Genomic DNA, 18145 nt, shown 5'->3' on the forward strand with positions numbered 1-18145 from the left:
GGCCGGCGACGACCATCACCCAGCAAGGGAGCCAAGGGAACAAGTGATGACGCCAGTGGAACCGGCCGCCGAGGCCGTGGTGATCGACGACGTGCGCAAGCGCTACGGCGACGTACAGGCCGTGGACGGGGTGTCGCTCACCGTGCGCCGCGGGGAGTTCTTCGGCATCCTCGGGCCGAACGGCGCCGGGAAGACCACGCTCATCGAGATGGTCGAGGGCCTGCGCCGCGCCGACAGCGGGAGCGTGTCGGTGCTCGGCTCGTCCCCTTGGCCGCGCAACACCGGCCTGCTGCGGCGGCTCGGCGTCCAGACCCAGGCCTCCGCGTTCTTCACCCGGCTGTCCGCACTGGAGCACCTGCGCACCGTCGCCACCCTCTACGGCCTGGGCCCCGAGGCCGCCGACCGCGCGCTGAAGGAGGTGGGCCTGGCCGAGCAGGGCGCCGCCCGCGTCGACGACCTGTCCGGTGGACAGCGCCAGCGCCTGGCCATCGCCACCGCCCTCGTCCACGAGCCCGAGCTGATCATGCTGGACGAACCCACGGCCGCCCTCGACCCGGAGGCCCGGCGCTCGCTGTGGAGCCTGCTGCGGGGCCTGAAGGGCGAGGGGCGCACCATCGTCCACACGACGCACCACCTGGACGAGGCCGAGGCCCTGTGCGACCGGGTGGCGATCATGGCCCATGGCAGGGTCATCGCCCTGGACACGCCCGCCAACCTCGTCCGTTCGCTCAAGGCGCCGACCCGCGTCCTGGTGCCCGCCGACCGCCTCTCCGTCGAACGCGCCCTGGCCATCGAGGGCGTGGAACGCGCCGAGGTGGAGAACGGCGAGGTCGTCATGGAGACCCACGTCGCCGGCCAGGTGATCGTCGCGGTGAACGAGATCGCCGGGCCCGACGCGGTGCAGACCCGCACCGCCACGCTGGAGGACGCCTACCTCGCCCTGACCGGATCGGAGCACTGACGTGAGCGCGTACGCCGCACTGACCCGGGCCAACTACCGCGCCGCGGTCAGGGACCGGACCACCGTCTTCTTCACCTTCGCCTTCCCCCTGCTCTTCCTGATCGTCTTCGGCCTGATCTTCAAGGGGCAGACCGTCCAGGACGACGGCCCCCCGTACATCGACTACATCGCCCCCGGCGTGCTGTCGTGGGGCGTCGGCAACGCGGCGATGTTCGGCGTGGCCTTCACGCTGATGCACTGGCGCCGCGACGACATCCTGCGGCTGATCTGGCGCACGCCCGCCTCCCTGTCCTCGGTGCTGGCGTCCCGTTACGCCGTGGCCGTCGGCGTGGGGCTGGCGCAGGCGGCGCTGTTCATCGGCGTGGCGCTGCTGCCGATGTTCGGGCTCCACCTGGCGTCGGGCTGGCCGCTGGTGATCCCGGTGCTGGTGCTCGGCATCACCGCGTTCATGGCGCTGGGGCTGGTCGTCGGCAGTCTCGCCGACACGCCCGAGGCCGTGGCGGCGATCGCCAACTGCATCATGGTGCCGATGGCGTTCCTGTCGGGTTCGTTCTTCCCGGCCGACCTGATGCCGGGCTGGGTGCGCGACCTGTCGCTCGCCCTGCCGCTGCGCTACTTCAACGACGGCGTCCTCGGCGTGCTCTCCGACACCCACCACGGCAGCGCCTCCGACTACGCCCTCGCGTGCGGCGGACTCATCGGATTCGCGGCGCTGTTCGCGCTGATCGCCGCCAGGACCTTCCGTTGGAGCAGCCGCGGATGACCGCCGACCTCGTCCCCACGACGGCGCCGCCCGCGGCGCTGATGGACACCGCGGCCCGCGCGCTGCGCGCGGCCCTCGCCGGACGCCACCCCGCGGCGCCGCCGCTCGTGGTGCCGCTCGGCACCGCCGACACCCTCGCCCCCGGGCGCGATCCGCACCACGCCGAGCGCCCGGCGGCCACGATCCACCTCACCTGGGACGCCGTGCTCATCGGCCCCTGGCGCGGCACCGACCCCGCGGAGCGGGCATGCGGCCAGTGCCTGGCCATGCGCTGGCAGCGGCTGCGCACCCGTTCGGAGCGCGAGGCCTGGGAGACCGGCACGGCCACGCGGGCGGCGGGCGACTGGCCCGCCCTGCCGGGCTACGTGGTGGACGCCGTCTCCTCCCTGTACGAGCGCGCCCTGACCGCCGGCCCGTCCGGGCCGCTGCCCCGCGTCACCCGGCTGGACCTGGCGACCCTCCAGGTCACCTCGGTGCCCCTGCTGGGCGAGCCGCTGTGCCCGCACTGCGTCCCCGAGGACGGGACCACGGCGGTGGAGCCGGTGACGGCACCGGTGCCCCGGCCCAAGCCGTCCCCGGAGGCGTACCGGCTGCGCTCCCCGCGCTCGTACGCGCTGCCGGCCGACGCGCTGGCGAACCCGGTGTGCGGTGTCCTCGGCGCCACCACCTGGACCGACGTCAAGTCGCCGACGACCGCGCCGGTCGCCGGGAGCGTGTTCATGCGCGGCTACGCCGGCCTGACCGACGTCACGTGGAGCGGCCAGGCCAACTCCTTCCGGGCCAGCCGCGACCTGGCGTTCCTGGAGGGCCTGGAGCGTTACGCGGGCACCCACCGGCGGCGCCGCGGGCCACTGCTGACCGAGGCATACGACGTGCTCGGCGACCGGGCGCTCGACCCGCGCGAATGCGGCCTGTACGCGCCGGAGACCTACCGCGACGACCCGATGCTGAGCCCCTTCGCGCCGGACCGCCCCATCCCGTGGGTGCGGGGCTGGTCGCTGCGCGACGAGCGGCCGGTCCTCGTCCCGGCCCGGCTCGTCCACTACAGCGCGGGGCTGGCGGCGGACAACTTCGTCTTCGAGTGCTCCAACGGCTGCGCGATCGGCAGCTGCCTGGAGGAGGCGGTCCTGTTCGGGCTGCTGGAGCTCATCGAGCGCGACTCCTTCCTGCTCGGCTGGTACGGCAACGCCCGGCCGACGGAGATCGACCTGGGCTCCTGCACCCGCGGGGCCACCCGCGCCATGGTCGACCGGGCCGCCCTGCAGGGCTACGACGTACACGTCTTCGACAGCCGCGTGGACCTGCCGGTGCCGGTCGCCACCGGGCTCGCGGTGCGCCGCGACGGCGGGCCCGGCACGCTGGCCTTCGCCGCCGGGGCCGCCTTCGACCCGGAGACCGCCGTGGAGTCGGCGGTGGCGGAGATCCTCACCTACATCCCCCACCTGCCGGGGCAGGTCCGCGAACGCCCGGAGGAACTGGCCGCCATGGCCCGGGACTTCGACCTCGTCCGGCGCCTGCCCGACCACGCCGCGCTCTTCGGGCTGCCCGAGATGGCGGAGCACGCCGCGTCATATCTGCGGCCGGCCGCCGTACGCCCGCTGGGCGAGTTGTACGCGGACTGGGAGCGGCGCCTGCCGCGCACCGGTGACCTCCTCGACGACCTCATGCTGTGCCGGGACGCCCTCACCGGGGCGGGCTTCGACGTGATCGTCGTCGACCAGACGACGCCGGAGCAGGAACGGATGGGGCTGCGCACCGTCTCCACCCTGGTCCCGGGCCTGCTGCCGATCGACTTCGGCTGGACACGTCAGCGCGCCCTGCACATGCCCAGGCTGCGCACGGCGTTCCGCCGGGCCGGGCTGCGGCGGACGGACCTCGGCGAGGACGAACTGCGGCGCGTCCCGCACCCGTTCCCCTGAGCCTGCCCCGCCCGGACGGAGCACGGCAAAGCCCTCTGCGCGGCGGCGCGAGCCGCGGCGCAGAGGGCGATGACCCGGATCCGGAGGATCAGGCGGTGCAGCTGGTGGTGCTGGTGGTGCTGGAGCAGGTGCTGGTGCTCGAGCAGCTGGTGGACGAGCCCAGCATGACCTCGCTCGCGTCCGAGTAGTCGGTGATCTCGAAGGTCTCGGACTCCAGCTCGAGGATCTCCTGGGCGAGCGACTCCAGCGAGTTCTGCGGCATCGTGTCTCCTCCTGAGGGAACGGGCCGGTCGGCCCATGGGTGAACGCGACGACAAGGGCGCGGCTCGGGGCGCCGGTTGCGGACAACCGCACACCCTTGCGCCGTACCCGGGTTCCTTTCTAACGGGGTCCGCTGGCAGATCCGTGCGCGTCCCGCTGTCACCCCGCTGTCAGCCCTCCGGCGGCCATGCCGCCCTGACACCCCTCGACGGGAGCCAGTTTTGAGTCCCTCCGCGAACGGCCCGTACCGCCAAGTCCTCGACGGCCTGCCCCGCGTCCTGCGGCCCACCGTGGCCGACTACCTCGACCTGCACCGGCATCCCGAACTGTCCGGTGCGGAGGAGCGCACCGCGGCGCGGCACGCGGAGCGCCTGCGTGACGCCGGGCTCGAGGTCACCACCGGCGTCGGCGGGCACGGCGTGGTCGGCGTGCTCCGCAACGGCCCCGGCCCGGTGGTGATGCTGCGCGCCGAACTGGACGCGCTGCCGGTCCGGGAGGCCACCGGTCTGCCGTACGCCAGCGAGGCCGTCGCCCTCGACGGCGAGGGCCGCCCGGTGCCCGTGATGCACGCGTGCGGCCACGACCTGCACCTGGCGTGCCTCGGCGGTACGGCGGCGCTGCTCGCCGGCGCCACAGGTCACTGGTCGGGCACCCTGGTGACGGTCGGCCAGCCCGCGGAGGAGACCCTCGACGGGGCCCGCGCCATGCTGGAAGACGGCCTGTACACCCGCTTCCCGGTCCCCGACGTCGTCCTGGCCCAGCACACCGCGCCGCTGCCGGCCGGGATGGTCGCCCACGCGCACGGACCGGTGCTGGCGGGCAGCCGGCTCCTCGAGGTCGTCGTGCACGGCTCGGGCGGCCACGCGGCCAGCCCGCACCTGGCGGTGGACCCCGTGGTCGCCGCGGCCGCGATCGTGCTGAGGCTGCAGACCGTGGTGTCGCGGGAGACCAGTCCGGCCGAGCAGGTGGTGCTGACGGTGGGCTCGCTCCACGCCGGCACCCGGGGCAACGTGGTGCCCCCCTCGGCGACGCTGGAGGTCTCGGTGCGCGCCTTCGGCGACGAGGCGCTGGAGCGTGTGACCGCGGCCGTGCACCGCATCGTCGCCGCCGAGTGCGCGGCCTCCGGCTGCCCGCGCGAACCCTCCGTCCGGGTCCTGGCGCAGTCGCAGCCCACGCTTGCCGACCCCGGCACCGCAGCCGCCGTACGGCGCGCTCACGAGCGGACCCTCGGGGCCGCACGCGTCGCCGTCTGGCCCGCGTCCACGGCCACCGAGGACTTCCCGCTGTACGGCCCGGCCGGCGCCGGTCTGCACGGCGCGACCGAGGTGCGCACCGCCTACTGGATGCTCGGGTGCGTCGGCCCGGAACAGTGGGCGCGGACCCCGGGTACGGGCGCCGCGGCCAAGATGGGGGCCCTGCCGCCGAACCACTCCCCCGGGTTCCGTCCCGATCCCCGGCTCGCCGTCCCCGCGGGCGTGACCGCGCTGACGGCGGCCGCGCTGGTGCAGCTGGCGGAGCCGGCGCGGTGAGGACGCGGTGACGGCGCGGTGACGGCGCAACCAGCCGCCACCGGCGCGGAATTCGCCGCTCCACCCCCCGGAGCCGCACCGGCGCAGCCGTGACCGATTGGGTGCTCTCCGCAACGATCTCGTCAAAGGATCTTGACTTGCGGGCACGCGGGGCCCTCAATAGGACGGCGCCCGCCCGTCTTCGGGGAGGCAGAGCCGTCGATCCGGGGAATGAGGAGGGTGCGGTGTCGATGAGGGGTGGAGGTACGGATTGAAGACGCAGAGGAAGGTACGCAGAACGGGAGTGCTCGACGTCGGGTGCCACAGCGCCCTGCTCACGATCGTGGAGCGACGGGCCGACTCGCCGCTGGAACCGGTACTGGCACGCAAGGTGCGGCTGCGGCTGCACGAGACGCTCGACGCGGCGGGACGGCTCGACAGGTCGGGGGTGCGCAGCGTCCAGCACGCGGTGGCGCGGACCCTGGCGGCCGACAGCGGGCATTCGCTGCCCTCGGTGTACGCCTTCGCCACCTCCGTCATCCGGGACGCGCCGAACCGCGACGAGGTCATCGCGCAGGTCGCGCGGACCACGGGCATGCGGCTGCGGGTGCTGTCGGGCGAGGAGGAGGCCCGGCTGGCCTACGTGGCCGCCCGCGAGTGGGCGGGCCGGGACGGAGGGCCTCTGCTGGTGCTGGACATCGGGGGCGGCACGCTGGAGATCGCTGCCGGCACCGGGGAGCAGCCGCACGCGGTCCACTCGCTTCCCCTGGGAGCCCGCGCCGTCAACCGCCGCTGGGACCTGGTGGACGCCGTCACCTCCAAGCGGCGGCTGCACGAGGTCCGCGACCGTCTACGCGCGTCGGTCGGCGAGCTGGGCGACGCCCTGCCGCGGGCGCCGCGGGACGGACGGGTGCTGGCCTCCTCCAAGACGTTCACGCAGCTGGCGCGGCTCGCAGCCGCCCGCGGCACGTCCGACGAGGGTGCGGACCGGCTGACGCTGAAGCAGGTGCGGGAGATCGTGCCCGTCCTGGCCGCGAAGGGCCCGGCGGGACGCGCCAAGCTCCCGGGCATCTCACGGCACCGCGCGGGCCAGTCGCTGGCGGGGGCGCTGGTGGCCGAGACCCTGATGGAGATGTGCGGGGTGGACAGCGTGGAGATCTGCCCCTGGTCCACGCGCGAGGGGCTGCTCCTGGAGCGCCTGGAGTCAGTGGCCCCGGCCGTTCACCGCCGCGCCGGCTGAACCGCCGGCGGGCACGGCCGCGCCGTCACCCGCCGCGCCCCAGTCCAGGCGCAGTACCGCCAGGTCGTCCGTGTGGCGTTCCCCGTCCAGGTCACGGACCTGCCCGATCAGCGCGTCGAGGTGCGCGTCGGGCGCGGTCACGGAGGTCCGGGCCAGCAGGCGCAGCAGCCCCTGCGCGCCGAGCCGCTCACCGCCGGGGCCGGCATGGCCTTCGATGAGGCCGTCGGTGTAGAGCGTCAGGGTGCCCCGCTCCGGCAGGTCCAAGGCCGTGGCGGGCCACTGGTCCAGGCCCGGTGCGATGCCGAGGGCGACGCCGTGGGCCGCCTGGACCGGTCGCGTGACGCCGCCGGTGGTCAGCAGGGGCTCATGATGCCCGGCCAGGTGCACCGTGGCCCGGGACGCGGCGAAGTCCAGGGTGAGCAGGGTGCACGTGGTGAACAGGTCGGGGTGCGAACGTTCCGCGACCAGCATCCGCTCCAGCAGGCGCAGGAGTTCCGGGCCACGGTGGCCGCCCAGGGTCAGCGCGCGCCAGGCGATGCGCAGGCAGACGCCGAGTGCCGCGGCGTCGGGGCCGTGGCCGCTGACGTCGCCGATCACGGCGTGGACGCGCCCGTCGTCGGTCTGCACCACGTCGAGGAAGTCGCCGCCCAGCAGGGCGCTCTCCCGCCCGGGGAGGTAGCGGCTGGTGGCGGTGACGGCGGGGGTGGCCAGCAGGGGCTGCGGCAGCAGGCCCCGTTCGAGGCGGGCGTTCTCCTGCGCGCGCAGCCTTCCGGCCTGCAGGTCGGCGCCGGCCCGTTCGGCCTGCTTGCGCTGGACGGCGTAGCGCACGGCGCGCTGCAGGAGTTCCGGTTCGACCTTGCCCTTGACGAGGTAGTCCTGGGCGCCGGTCGCCAGGGCCTCGGAACCGGCCTGCCCCTCGGCCAGGCCCGTCAGCACGATGACGGCGGTGTTCGGGTCGGCGCTCTGGATCTCGGCGACGGCACCGGGGCCCGCGGCGTCGGGCAGGTGCAGGTCGAGCAGGACGCAGTCGGCGGCCCGCGCGGACAGCTCGAAGCAGGCGTCCGCCAGGGTCTTGTGCCAGACGAGCGTGTACCGGAGCGCGGTGTCGGCGAGCATCTCGGTCACCAGCAGGGCGTCGCCGGCGTCGTCCTCGACGAGCAGGATCCGGTGGTGCGCGACAGGGGTGAGCGGCGTGGGGGGTGTCGTCACGGTCGGGGCTCCCCCGTACCTCCGGCGTCGTCCGCGGCGTCCTCTGCGGCGGCGGACGCGGTTCCGGACTCCTGCCCGGGGTCGGGCCGCTGTGCGGGGAGGGTGAAGGCGATGCGGGTACCTGGGCCGTACTCCGGGTCGATGCCGATGGTGCCGCCGTGGAACTCGACGATCTTCTTGCACATGGCCAGCCCGATCCCGTTGCCGGGATAGGCGTCCTTGGTGTGCAGCCGTTGGAAGATCACGAAGACCTTCTCGGCGAACTCGGGGTCGATGCCGATGCCGTTGTCGGTGACGGAGAACCGCCACAGGTCGCCGTCGCGCCGGGCCTCGACGTGGATCCTCGGTGCCCGGTCGGGGTGGCGGAACTTCACCGCGTTGGAGATGAGGTTCTGCCAGAGCATGCCCAGTTGCGTGGTGTCGCCGACGACGGTGGGCAGCGGGTCGCGGGTGATCTCGGCGCCGGACTCCTCCAGGGCGACGCTCAGCGCCTCCTCCGTCGCGCCGGCGATCCGATCGAGGTCCACGGTGCCCTGCTGGTTGTGGACCCGGCCCACCCGGGAGAACGCCAGCAGGTCGTTGATGAGGGTCTGCATGCGGTTCGCGCCGTCGACGGCGAACGCGATGTACTGGTCGGCCCGCTCGTCCAGCTGGTCCCCGTAGCGGCGCTGCAGGAGCTGGGTGAAGCTCGACACCTTCCGCAGCGGCTCCTGCAGGTCGTGCGAGGCGACGTAGGCGAACTGCTCCAGCTCGGCGTTGGAGCGCTTGAGGTCGGCGGACTGCTCGTCGAGGAGTTCCCGGGCCCGCTCGGCGAAGGAGAGCTCCTCCGCGAGCCGGCGCCGCATGCCCTCCACGTCCCCGCCGAGCCGGCGCAGGTCGGCCGGGCCGTTCACGGTGATGGGGTGGTCGAAGCGGCCCCGCGTCACGTGCCGGACCTCGGTGCCCAGCAGCTCCAGGGGCCGGGTGATGCCGCGGCGCAGGCCCTCGAAGACGAGCACGGCCAGCAGCACGATGACGGCGGCGATGGCGGTGAGCACCACGTTGCGCAGCCGCACGGCGGCGTCGAGCTGGGTGCCGGCGGTGATGCGGGCCTGCCGCAGGTGCTCCTGCTGGGAGCCGAGGGCGTCGCGGACCCGGTCGAAGGCGGCCCTGCCCTCGTCGGCCCGCTCGGTGGCGAGCGGTACCGGCTCCCCCGGCGTGGCCGGCGCGGAGGCGACGGGGCGCGCGATCAGCCCCTGCCAGGCGGTGGCCGCGTCCACGACGGCGTCGAGGTCGGCGCGGGCCCGCGCGTCACCCTGGACGAGGGGACGCAGCCGGTCGAGGGCGGTCCGCTCGTCCGCCAGCCCCTGGGTGTACGGGTCGAGGAACTCCCGCTGCCCGCTGAGCCCGTAGCCGCGGACACCGGTCTCCTGGTTCACCAGCGCCGCTTCCAGCCGGACGGAGTTGACCAGGGCCGGGGAGCGCACGTCGACCAGCTGGTCGGTCAGGGCCGAGCTGCGGTCCAGCGCCCAGATGCCGAGCGCGCCGAGCGCGGCGAGCACCGCGAGGGCGAGGCTCACCCCCACCCGGAGCCACTGCCGGGTGGTCCACGCCGACAGCCGGCCCGGGCCCCGGGCGTCATCGGGCACGCGCGCCGTCTCCGGCCTCGCGGCCGCCTGCACGATCGTCTCGCCCGTTGCCACGCTGTGCGCCCTCCGCTTCGCTCGCCGCCGCCGGATACCCGAGGGCGAAACCACTGTATCGGCCACCCGACAACACTTGTTGTCGTGCGATGGTGCAGGTCCTAAGGTGGGGGCCATGCCTGGCACCCACTTCTCTCCGCGCCTGCCGGAGGAGGAGCTCGCCGCCCTGGCGATCGGCGCGGTCGACGACCTCGCCCGGCGCCTTGCCCGTCGTGCCTTCCGCCCGCTCACCGTCCCCGGGGCCACCGACGACGGTACCGAAGCGCGCGGAGACGCCCTGGCGTACCTGCACATGCTCAGCCTCCTCCAGCAGGCGGTCGAGCACCTGGAGAACCAGGCGGCCGAGCAGGCGGCCGCCGCAGGTGCCGGATACCCCCAGATCGGCCGCGCCTGCAACATCAGCCGCCAGGGCGCCCGCCGCCGCTGGCCCGGCCTGGTGACCAGCGACACCCCCCACCGTCCCCCGCGGCGCACCGACCGGACCCGGAGCCAATGATGATGATCGCCCCCGCCCGCCCCCACGACGTGCTGCTGGTCGAGGACGACCCCGCGGACGCCATGCTGATCGGGGACGCCCTCGCCGAACGCGGTGCCCGCAACCTGACCCAGGTCGAGGACGGCCTCGCGGCGCTGGAGTACCTGCGCGACCCGGCCAACCGGCTTCCCGACCTGATCGTCCTCGACCTCAACATGCCGCGGATGAACGGCCACGAGCTGCTCTCGATCCTCAAGAACGACGAGGAACTGCGTGCGGTCCCGGTGGTCGTCCTCACCACCTCCGCGGCGCCCGACGACGTGACCGGCGCCTACCGGCAGCACGCCAACGCCTACGTCACCAAGCCGGTCAACCTGGACGACTTCGAGCGCGCCGTGCACAGCATCGACGCCTTCTACCTGGACACCGTCACCAAGCTCCCCCGCCAGTGAACGCGACCGGAAACGGATGAGCGTCGGTCGCGGAAAACGGGGTAGACGGACGGCTGGCCGCGCCTGAGCGCGGCCGGCCGGGAAGCTGTACGAAAGGCACCACCATGGAACCGAGGCTGGACGGCCACCCCGCCCACCTGGCCGACTGGCCGTGCATCCACGCCGGATTCGCGCACGAGGGCGACTCGGAGGCGATCTCCGCGGCGCGGCGCTTCACCGGCGGGTTCCTCGCCCGCGTCCAGGGCGAGCACGGCGTCCCGGTACCGGTGGAGACGGTCGAGACCGCACAGCTCGTCGTCAGCGAGCTGATCACCAACACCTGCAAGTACGCTCCGGGCCCCGGTCTGCTCGACCTCGAGGTGGACGTCGACACGGCGACGCTGCTGGTGTCCGTGTGGGACACCAGCAGCACCCTGCCCCTGGCCCGCGCCGCCGAGCCGGGACGGATCGGCCAGCACGGCCTGGAGATCATCCTGGCCCTGTGCGAGGGCTACGACGTGCAGCGGCAGCCGGTGGGCAAGCGCATCACGGTCCGCATCTCCCTGGAGCCCCGGACCCGCTGAGCCGCGGCACGCCCCGCCGTCACGGCGATCGGGTGAACCCCCGGCCCGGCCGGGTTCACCGGCGGGAGCGCATGGAAGGTGCCTCACGCGCCGGTCCACCGCCTCCGGCGCCCCGCCCGGCCACCGGAACAGGACCGTCCAGGAGCAACGCCATGACCAGGATCGCCATCATCCTCGGCAGCACACGCCCCAGGCGCCTCGGCGAGGCCGTCGCCCGGTGGGTGTACGAGAACGCCGCGCTGCGCGGCGACGCCGAGTACGAACTGGTGGACGTCGCCGACTACGACCTCCCGCTGCTCGACGAACCGCTGCCGCCGTCGCTGGGCCAGTACAGCCGGCCGCACACCTTCGCGTGGGCGGAGAAGATCGGCTCCTTCGACGGCTACGTCTTCGTGACGGCCGAGTACAACCACTCGATCCCGGGGGCGCTCAAGAACGCCATCGACTACCTCTTCGCCGAGTGGAACAACAAGGCGGCCGGGTTCGTCGCGTACGGCAGCGTCGGCGGCAGCCGCGCGGTGGAGCACCTGCGGCTGGTGATGGCCGAGCTGCGGGTGGCCACCGTGCGTGCGCAGGTGGCGCTCTCCCTCTTCCGCGACTTCGCCGACATGAGCCGCTTCGAGCCCGGCCCGCGCCGCGCGGGCGAGCTCGGCGTCGTCCTTGACGAGGTCCTGGCCTGGACCAAGGCCCTGGAGCCGCTGCGCCGCACGCCGTCCTGACCTCGGTCCCGCCCTGCCCCTCCCGTAGCGCACGGCCCCTCGTAGTGTCCTGTCATGGACGGACGACAGGGGGGCGGTACGCCGGCGTGCGAACGCTGCGGCGGGACGGTGGCCCCGGACGGTTACTGCTGGGACTGCGGTGTCGCCCAGGCGGCGTTCCGGTCGCGGGTGGAGGTCGCCGCGGGCGGCGCGGCGGGCGTCAGCGACCGGGGGAAGCGGCGTGAGGTGAACGCCGACGCGATGGCCGTGACCACGGCCGGCGCATGGACGATCGGCGTGGTGTGCGACGGCGTGTCCATGTCACCCCGGTCGGAGCGGGCGGCCCGGCTCGCGGCCGAGGTCGCCTCGGACGCGCTGGCCTCGGCGTTGCGGGCGGGGACCGTGCCGGAGGTCGCGCTCGAGGACGCCACCGGGCGCGCGGGACGCGCGGTCGCGGCACTCGCCGTGGCACCGGACGACGCACCGGCCTGCACCTTCGTCGCGGGCGTCGCCGGTCCGGACGGCCTGTGGTGTGCGTGGATCGGTGACAGCCGTGCGTACTGGCTGCCGGACGAGGGCCTGGCCATCGCGCTGACCGAGGACGACACCGGTGAACTCGACGTCCTCACCGGCTGGCTGGGCGCCGGGAACGGCGAGCCCGTACCGCGGGTGCGCAGCAGCCGGCCGGCCGTGCCCGGCCGTCTCCTGCTGTGCACCGACGGGCTGTGGCGGTACCTCCCCGGCGCGGAGGCGCTGCGGGCCCGGCTGGCTTCCGCACCCGGCTCCCGCGGCGGCGGCGGGCCGCTGGACGGCGCGCGCTCGTTGGTCGGGTACGCGCTCGACGCCGGCGGGCACGACAATGTGACGGCGCTGCTCCTCCCCGTTCCCGCCGACGGTCCGCCACGGGCGGGGGCGACGGGAGGGGTGTAAGCAAGAGATATGCGTTTTGCACCACGCGCAGGCACGTACTGGTCAGCCGAGCGGACCCCTGCCCTGATCGCGGTCCCGGTGCTGCTGATCGTGGCGATCGTCATCAGCGACCTGGTGATCCCCACGGAGGGGCACCTGGGACCGCTCCTGGTGGTGGCACCGGCACTGACCGCGTCGTTCGGCGGGCTCCGGCTCACCGCCCTCATCGGGGCCCTGGCGGTGGCGTCGCTCACCGTGGTGTCGGTGGCCGACGGCACCATCACCACGTCGTACCGGCAGAGCGAGATCATCGCGCTCGTCCTCGTCTCGGCCCTCACCGTGCTCTTCTGCCGGCTGCGCGAACGGCACCAGGCGGAGCTGCAACAGGTGCGCTCGGTGGCGGAGGCCGCGCAGCAGGTCGTCCTGCAGCCCCTGCCGGAGCGCATCGGCCCGCTGCGGATCGCCTTCGACTACCAGGCCGCCGAGGACCAGGCCCGGATCGGCGGCGACCTGTACGCGGCGGTGCGCACGCCCGGCGGCACCCGGCTGCTCATCGGGGACGTCCGTGGCAAGGGCCTGCCGGCGATCGGCGACGCCTCACTGCTGCTGGGGGCGTTCCGCAGCGTCGCCTACCGGGCCCCGCCGCTGCCCGCGATGTACGCGCACCTGGAGGCGACGGTGTCCTGGAAGGCGGCGCAGGGCTGCGCCGACGGCCTGGAGGAGGACTCGGCGGTCGAGTCGTTCATCACCGCGATCCTCGTCGACTTCCCCGACGACCGTCCCGAGGTCCGCATCCTCAACTGCGGCCACCCGTCCCCGTTCCGGCTGGCCGCCGACGGCCTCGCGCCCCTCGACCCGACGCAGCCCGCGCCGCCCATCGGCCTGGGGCTGCTGCAGCCCTCGCACCCGGGCGTGGACACCTTCCCCTTCGCACCCGGCGACATGCTGCTGCTCTACACCGACGGCGTCACCGAGGCCCGTGACGCGTCCGGCCGTTTCTACCCCCTCGCCGAGCGCATCGCGTCGTGGCCGGGTCAACAGACCCCGGAGGACCTGGTGCGGCACGTACGCGAGGACCTCCTCCTGTACTGCGGGGGCCGACTCGGCGACGACGCGGCGTTGATCACCGTACGGCGGGAGCCGCTGGGTCTCGGCCTGTCGTACGAACCACGGACCGTCGACGGGCCCTCGGCCCTGTCCGGCGGCCCGGAACCCGGTCGCCCCACGAGGGTGCCGCCCTTCGGCCCCGAGCGGGAATGACCCGCCCTCGCGCCCCGTCACCCCCGGCCGTCTCCCGCTGTCGGAGCGCTGATCTACGCTGGGGCCGCCCACGCGACCGGCGGCCCCGATGCACCCTGCCCAGGGGCCCGCCCGACCGGAAGGACGGTCCATGAACGAGCAGCGCCCGATCGACTGGGACGAGGCCACGTGGCTCAACACCCCGCGGGAGGCCACGGCGGACGGATCCGGGATGCTCGTCACCACCCGTGACCGCAGCGACTTCTGGCGCACCACCGGTTACGGCTTCGTACGCGACGACGGGCACGCCCTGCTCACCGCCTTCCCGGGGGGCACGTCGATGGAGGTGACGTTCCGCTCGGACTTCGACGCGCTGTACGACCAGGCCGGGCTCATGATCCGCGTCGACGCCGAGAACTGGGTCAAGGCCGGGATCGAGATGTCCGACGGCGTGCCGCACCTCGGCGCGGTGGTCACCCGCGGGGTGTCCGACTGGTCGCTCGCGCCGGTGCCCGGCTGGGCCGGACACGCGGTGACCGTGCGCGCCAGCCGTTCCGGTGACGCCGTCACGATCCGTGCCCGCCGCGACGACGGTCCCTGGCGGCTGGTCCGGCTGGCGCCGCTGGCCCCGGACGCCACCGCCACCGCGGGGCCCTTCTGCTGCTCGCCCGAACGCGCGGGGCTGCGCGTGGCCTTCACGGGCTTCACCCGGGGCGTGGCCGACTCGGCGCTGCACGAGGAGCCGCATGAGGAGCCGCAGCAGGCGGGCGCCGAGGCCACCGAGGGCCGGTGAGGACACGATGGGGTTCGTGGGCGGGATCTGGCGTGTGCTGAGCGACGGGGAACCCGTCGGGGACATCACGGTCGAGGAGGCCGACTTCCCGTGGTTGTCGGGGCGGTTCGCGCCCACCCCGGCGTTCGGCCGGGTCCGGCCGCTGTTCGCGCGCGAGCTCGCCCTGATGGAGACGGCGATGACCGCGCCGGCCGAGGAGGACGAGCCGTGGGCCGCGTGGGAGGCGGCGTACGACGAGGTCCGGCGTGCGGTGTCGCTGCGCTCGCCCTCGGGGCCCGTGGCCGAGTTCCTGCTGCACATCGAGGACGACCGGGCCTGGTTCCGGTGGAGTGACGAGCCCTTCGACGACGACTCGCCGAGCGACTGACGTCCCCGCCCTCGGCACCCCTCCCCCTGAGCCTGGTAGTGGCACTACCAGGCTCGCTCCTTGACGTCACGACCTGGCAGTCGCAGCGTGGGGTGCGTGGACAAATAGTGGCAAAGGCAACATTTCGAACATCACCTACTTGACTGCGGGATCTCAGAACCCGCAGAGCGGTGGGGCGCCGCTCTTACCGTCCGGCGCAGTGGCCTTTGAACCTCGTCCACGCCCAGGAACCGACCGGGCTAGGAGAGTTCTCATGCGTATTTCCAAGTGGCCCCTCGCCGCAATGGCAGGCCTCGCGCTCGCCCTTGGGGGTGCGGCCTCAGCGGCCGTCGCGGCACCGACGAGCTCACCGGCCTCAGCAGTCAGCTACGCCGAACACGGCGGTGGCGGCGGCGGTGGCGGCGGCCACGGCGGTGGTGGCGGCGGCTACGGTGGCGGCGGTTACGGTGGCGGCGGCTACGACCACGGCGGCGGCTGGGGCGGCGGCTACGACCACGGCGGCGGTGGCGGTGGCCACGGCGGCGGTGGCGGTGGCCACGGCGGCGGCGGTGGCGGCCACGGCGGCGGTGGCGGTGGCCACGGCGGCGGCGGTGGCGGCCACGGCGGCGGCGGTGGTGGCGGCGGCCACGGCGGCGGCGGCGGTGGCGGCCGGTAACACCCCGACCGGGGACCGGTCCTCGACTGGCCCCCGACACCGGCCGAACATCTGGCGACCGGCCACAGCAGGCCTCTGACCAGCGACTGGCCGGTCGCGCACCTCACGGAAGCGGAAGCCGCGCCCACGGGAGACCGGTGGGCGCGGCTTCCGCTCTTCGCGCCCTCGCGCCCCGGCACATCACTTGCGTACGGCGAATTGCCCGATAAGGAATGTTTCCCGTGAAACATTCCTTAAGTACTATATTGACACTGTGCTCATATCGCCGGATCCGGCCGATGGGGTGGCGGCGGTCCGGCCGACCTCAGGGAAGCGCCATGTTCGACCTGTCCTCAGCAGTCTCCGCGGGAACCGGCCAGGGCTTCTACATCGGCGGCCGCTGGGTCTCCCCCAGCGGGACCCGCCGCACACCCATCGTCTCCCCCTCCACGGAGGAGGAGTTGCTGCACGTGCCGCTCGCGGACACCCGGGACGTCGAACGCGCGGTCGCCGCCGCGCGCACGGCCTTCGACGAGGGCCCCTGGCCGCGGATGTCCGCGCCCGAACGCGCCACACACCTCAGACGGCTGGCCGACCAGGTGCGCCGGCGGCTGCCGCTGCTGGCCCGTCTGTGGACGGCCCAGGTCGGGGCGCCGGTCGCCTTCGCCGAGGGACTCGTCCAGGCCGGCCAGAGCCGCTTCGACTACTTCGCCAAGCTCGCCGGCTCGTACGCGTTCGAGGACCGCCGTCCCACCTCCCGGGGGCACGCCCGTGTGACCCGTGAACCCGTCGGCGTCGCCGCGCTGTTCGCCCCGTGGAACGCCACCTTCAACATCTTCGCGCACAAGATCCCCGCGGCCCTGGCGGCAGGCTGCACGGTGGTCGTGAAGTCACCGCCGGAGAGTCCGCTGGACGCCCTGGTGGTCGCCGAGTGCGCCGAGGCGGCCGGACTGCCGCCGGGGGTCGTCAACGTGATCACGGCGGATCGCGAGGAGTCGCAGGCGCTGGTGGCCTCGCCCGGCGTCGACAAGATCAGCTTCACCGGCAGCGTGCCGACGGGCCGTGCCGTCGCCACGGCCGCACTGGAGCGCTTCGCCCGGGTCACCCTCGAAATGGGCGGCAAGTCCGCCGCGATCCTGCTCGACGACGTGGACCTGCAGGACACCCTCGACACCCTCACCCCGCTGAGCATGCCCTTCGCCGGACAGATCTGCTTCGCCCAGACCCGCATCCTCGCGCCGCGCTCCAGGATCACGGAGGTCCTCGGGGCGTACGCCGACCGCGTGCGCCTGCTCAGGGTCGGCGACCCCTGGAGCCGTACGACGCAGGTCGGCCCCGTCCTCAACGCCCGGCAGCTGCGCCGCGTCCTGGGCTACATCGACAGCGGCCGCCGCGAGGGCGCGAGGGTGGTGACCGGCGGCGGCCGCAGCCCGGGCCACGAGCACGGCCACTACGTGCTGCCCACGGTGTTCGCCGACGTCGAGCCCGGCATGACGATCGCCCGCGAGGAGATCTTCGGCCCGGTCGTGACCGTCCAGGCCTACGAGGACGTCGACGAGGCGGTGGCGATCGCCAACGCCACCGACTTCGGCCTCAGCGGCAGCGTCCACGGTGCCGATCCCGAACGCGCCTACGAGGTCGCGCGCCGGGTGACGACAGGCCAGCTGAGCGTCAACGGATTCGAACTGGCACCCTCGGTCCCGTTCGGCGGCCGGAAGTCCTCGGGCATGGGGCGCGAGGGCGGCCCCGAGGGGCTGGAGGCCTACCTGGAGACCAAGGCCGTCTTCATGCCGGGCCCGTGACATGGCCGCCCACGCCGTGCAGCAGATTGCGCACGATGGTCTCCGCGAACCCCTCGCTGACGGGGTGGTCGGCCACCAGGAGCCGGAAGTAGCAGGCCCCCCACAACTGGTCGATCAGCACCTGCGGATCGATGTCCGCCGCCAGCTGGCCCCGGTCCCGCGCCCGCTCCAGGACGGCGGCCATGCGCGCGCGGCGCGGCCCGGAGTAGCGCTCGCGGAACAGCTCGCCGAGAGGGGGATCGGTCTGGGCGCAGCCGATGAGCTCGGACACGACCCGTCCCGCGGGGGTGCCGCACAGATGCCGTACGAAGTTCCGCATGTGGGCCGTCAGGTCCGCCTCGATGTCGCCGGTGTCCTCGAAGACCAGACGCTCCTCGACGACGGCGACGTAGGCGTCGAGGGCCAGCGCGCCCCGCGACGGCCACCACTTGTGGATGGTCATCCGGCTCGCCCCGGAGCGCCGCGCCACCTTCTCGACGGTGAAGGCGGCCATGCCCTCGGCGAGGAGCAGTTCACGCGCGGCCGCGAGCACCTCGCCGCGGACCAGGGCGGCCGGCCTGCGGCCCTGCCCGGGCCGCGGCGCCTCGTCGGTCCCCTCGGCCGCCCGGGCGCCCGCTCCGCGCGCTGCGCTCATTCCCCGCTCCGTCCTGCGGTCGGCCCGCCCGCCCCG

19 protein-coding genes are annotated in these 18145 nt (G+C 73.9%); 14 read left to right on the forward strand and 5 right to left on the reverse strand.

Annotated features, from left to right (window positions below; all coding sequences use genetic code 11):
• Positions 1-46: 46 nt before the first annotated feature.
• The 3 genes from AC1VWI_RS02660 to AC1VWI_RS02670 are packed head-to-tail and all read left to right on the forward strand — an operon-like array spanning position 47 to position 3643.
• A complete protein-coding gene (locus AC1VWI_RS02660; protein ID WP_499516701.1) occupies positions 47-961 on the forward strand; it encodes an ABC transporter ATP-binding protein in 915 nt (304 codons plus the stop codon).
• A 1-nt stretch (position 962) separates the two neighbouring features.
• Entirely contained in the window at positions 963-1724 is a 762-nt protein-coding gene (locus tag AC1VWI_RS02665; RefSeq protein WP_499509261.1) for an ABC transporter permease, read from the forward strand.
• A complete protein-coding gene (locus AC1VWI_RS02670; RefSeq protein ID WP_499509262.1) occupies positions 1721-3643 on the forward strand; it encodes a TOMM precursor leader peptide-binding protein in 1923 nt (640 codons plus the stop codon). Before AC1VWI_RS02665 ends, AC1VWI_RS02670 begins: the two co-directional genes overlap by 4 nt.
• An 88-nt stretch (positions 3644-3731) precedes the next feature.
• On the opposite strand, the gene AC1VWI_RS02675 is transcribed toward AC1VWI_RS02670, so the two are convergent.
• A complete protein-coding gene (locus AC1VWI_RS02675; protein WP_089228050.1) occupies positions 3732-3905 on the reverse strand; it encodes a thiazolylpeptide-type bacteriocin in 174 nt (57 codons plus the stop codon).
• Between the two features lie 220 nt (positions 3906-4125).
• On the opposite strand from AC1VWI_RS02675, the gene AC1VWI_RS02680 reads away from it, so the two are divergent.
• Both AC1VWI_RS02680 and AC1VWI_RS02685 read left to right on the forward strand, forming a co-directional pair.
• Positions 4126-5433 (forward strand): amidohydrolase, encoded by a 1308-nt coding sequence (locus AC1VWI_RS02680; protein WP_499509263.1) that lies wholly within the window; start codon positions 4126-4128, stop codon positions 5431-5433.
• Between the two features lie 250 nt (positions 5434-5683).
• Positions 5684-6652, forward strand: coding sequence for a Ppx/GppA phosphatase family protein (locus tag AC1VWI_RS02685; RefSeq protein WP_499509264.1), 969 nt, complete (start codon positions 5684-5686; stop codon positions 6650-6652).
• Here AC1VWI_RS02685 and AC1VWI_RS02690 read toward each other — a convergent pair.
• Together AC1VWI_RS02690 and AC1VWI_RS02695 are read right to left on the reverse strand one after the other, a co-directional pair.
• A complete protein-coding gene (locus AC1VWI_RS02690; protein ID WP_499509265.1) occupies positions 6617-7861 on the reverse strand; it encodes a PP2C family protein-serine/threonine phosphatase in 1245 nt (414 codons plus the stop codon). The genes AC1VWI_RS02685 and AC1VWI_RS02690 overlap by 36 nt on opposite strands.
• Positions 7858-9543 carry a sensor histidine kinase gene (locus AC1VWI_RS02695; RefSeq protein WP_499509266.1) on the reverse strand — a complete coding sequence of 562 codons (1686 nt, stop codon included), beginning with the start codon at positions 9541-9543 and terminating at the stop codon, positions 7858-7860. Before AC1VWI_RS02695 ends, AC1VWI_RS02690 begins: the two co-directional genes overlap by 4 nt.
• A gap of 115 nt (positions 9544-9658) precedes the next feature.
• On the opposite strand from AC1VWI_RS02695, the gene AC1VWI_RS02700 reads away from it, so the two are divergent.
• From AC1VWI_RS02700 to AC1VWI_RS02735, 8 genes are all read left to right on the forward strand, one after another.
• Complete coding sequence (locus AC1VWI_RS02700) at positions 9659-10039, forward strand: hypothetical protein (protein WP_499509267.1); 381 nt, start codon at positions 9659-9661, stop codon at positions 10037-10039.
• Positions 10039-10470 (forward strand): response regulator, encoded by a 432-nt coding sequence (locus AC1VWI_RS02705; protein WP_499516702.1) that lies wholly within the window; start codon positions 10039-10041, stop codon positions 10468-10470. The genes AC1VWI_RS02700 and AC1VWI_RS02705 overlap by 1 nt, the downstream gene beginning before the upstream one ends.
• 104 nt (positions 10471-10574) lie before the next feature.
• On the forward strand, positions 10575-11033 hold the full coding sequence (locus AC1VWI_RS02710; protein ID WP_499509268.1) for an ATP-binding protein: 459 nt from the start codon (positions 10575-10577) through the stop codon (positions 11031-11033).
• Positions 11034-11185: 152 nt separating this feature from the next.
• Positions 11186-11752, forward strand: coding sequence for an NADPH-dependent FMN reductase (locus AC1VWI_RS02715; RefSeq protein WP_499509269.1), 567 nt, complete (start codon positions 11186-11188; stop codon positions 11750-11752).
• Positions 11753-11806: 54 nt separating this feature from the next.
• Positions 11807-12661, forward strand: a complete 855-nt coding sequence (locus AC1VWI_RS02720) for a PP2C family protein-serine/threonine phosphatase (RefSeq protein ID WP_499509270.1) — start codon at positions 11807-11809, stop codon at positions 12659-12661.
• A gap of 9 nt (positions 12662-12670) precedes the next feature.
• Entirely contained in the window at positions 12671-13900 is a 1230-nt protein-coding gene (locus AC1VWI_RS02725; protein ID WP_499509271.1) for a PP2C family protein-serine/threonine phosphatase, read from the forward strand.
• Positions 13901-14030: 130 nt separating this feature from the next.
• Positions 14031-14672, forward strand: a complete 642-nt coding sequence (locus AC1VWI_RS02730; RefSeq protein ID WP_499509272.1) for a DUF1349 domain-containing protein — start codon at positions 14031-14033, stop codon at positions 14670-14672.
• A 7-nt stretch (positions 14673-14679) separates the two neighbouring features.
• Complete coding sequence (locus AC1VWI_RS02735; RefSeq protein WP_499509273.1) at positions 14680-15039, forward strand: hypothetical protein; 360 nt, start codon at positions 14680-14682, stop codon at positions 15037-15039.
• A 355-nt stretch (positions 15040-15394) separates the two neighbouring features.
• On the opposite strand, the gene AC1VWI_RS02740 is transcribed toward AC1VWI_RS02735, so the two are convergent.
• Positions 15395-15697, reverse strand: a complete 303-nt coding sequence (locus AC1VWI_RS02740; protein ID WP_499509274.1) for a hypothetical protein — start codon at positions 15695-15697, stop codon at positions 15395-15397.
• A 314-nt stretch (positions 15698-16011) separates the two neighbouring features.
• Between AC1VWI_RS02740 and AC1VWI_RS02745 the strand changes: the two genes are divergently transcribed.
• Entirely contained in the window at positions 16012-17475 is a 1464-nt protein-coding gene (locus tag AC1VWI_RS02745; protein ID WP_499509275.1) for an aldehyde dehydrogenase, read from the forward strand.
• On the opposite strand, the gene AC1VWI_RS02750 is transcribed toward AC1VWI_RS02745, so the two are convergent.
• On the reverse strand, positions 17459-18109 hold the full coding sequence (locus AC1VWI_RS02750; RefSeq protein ID WP_499509276.1) for a TetR-like C-terminal domain-containing protein: 651 nt from the start codon (positions 18107-18109) through the stop codon (positions 17459-17461). The genes AC1VWI_RS02745 and AC1VWI_RS02750 overlap by 17 nt on opposite strands.
• Between the last annotated feature and the right edge of the window lie 36 nt (positions 18110-18145).

The organism is Streptomyces sp. TOM-9 (assembly GCF_056858595.1).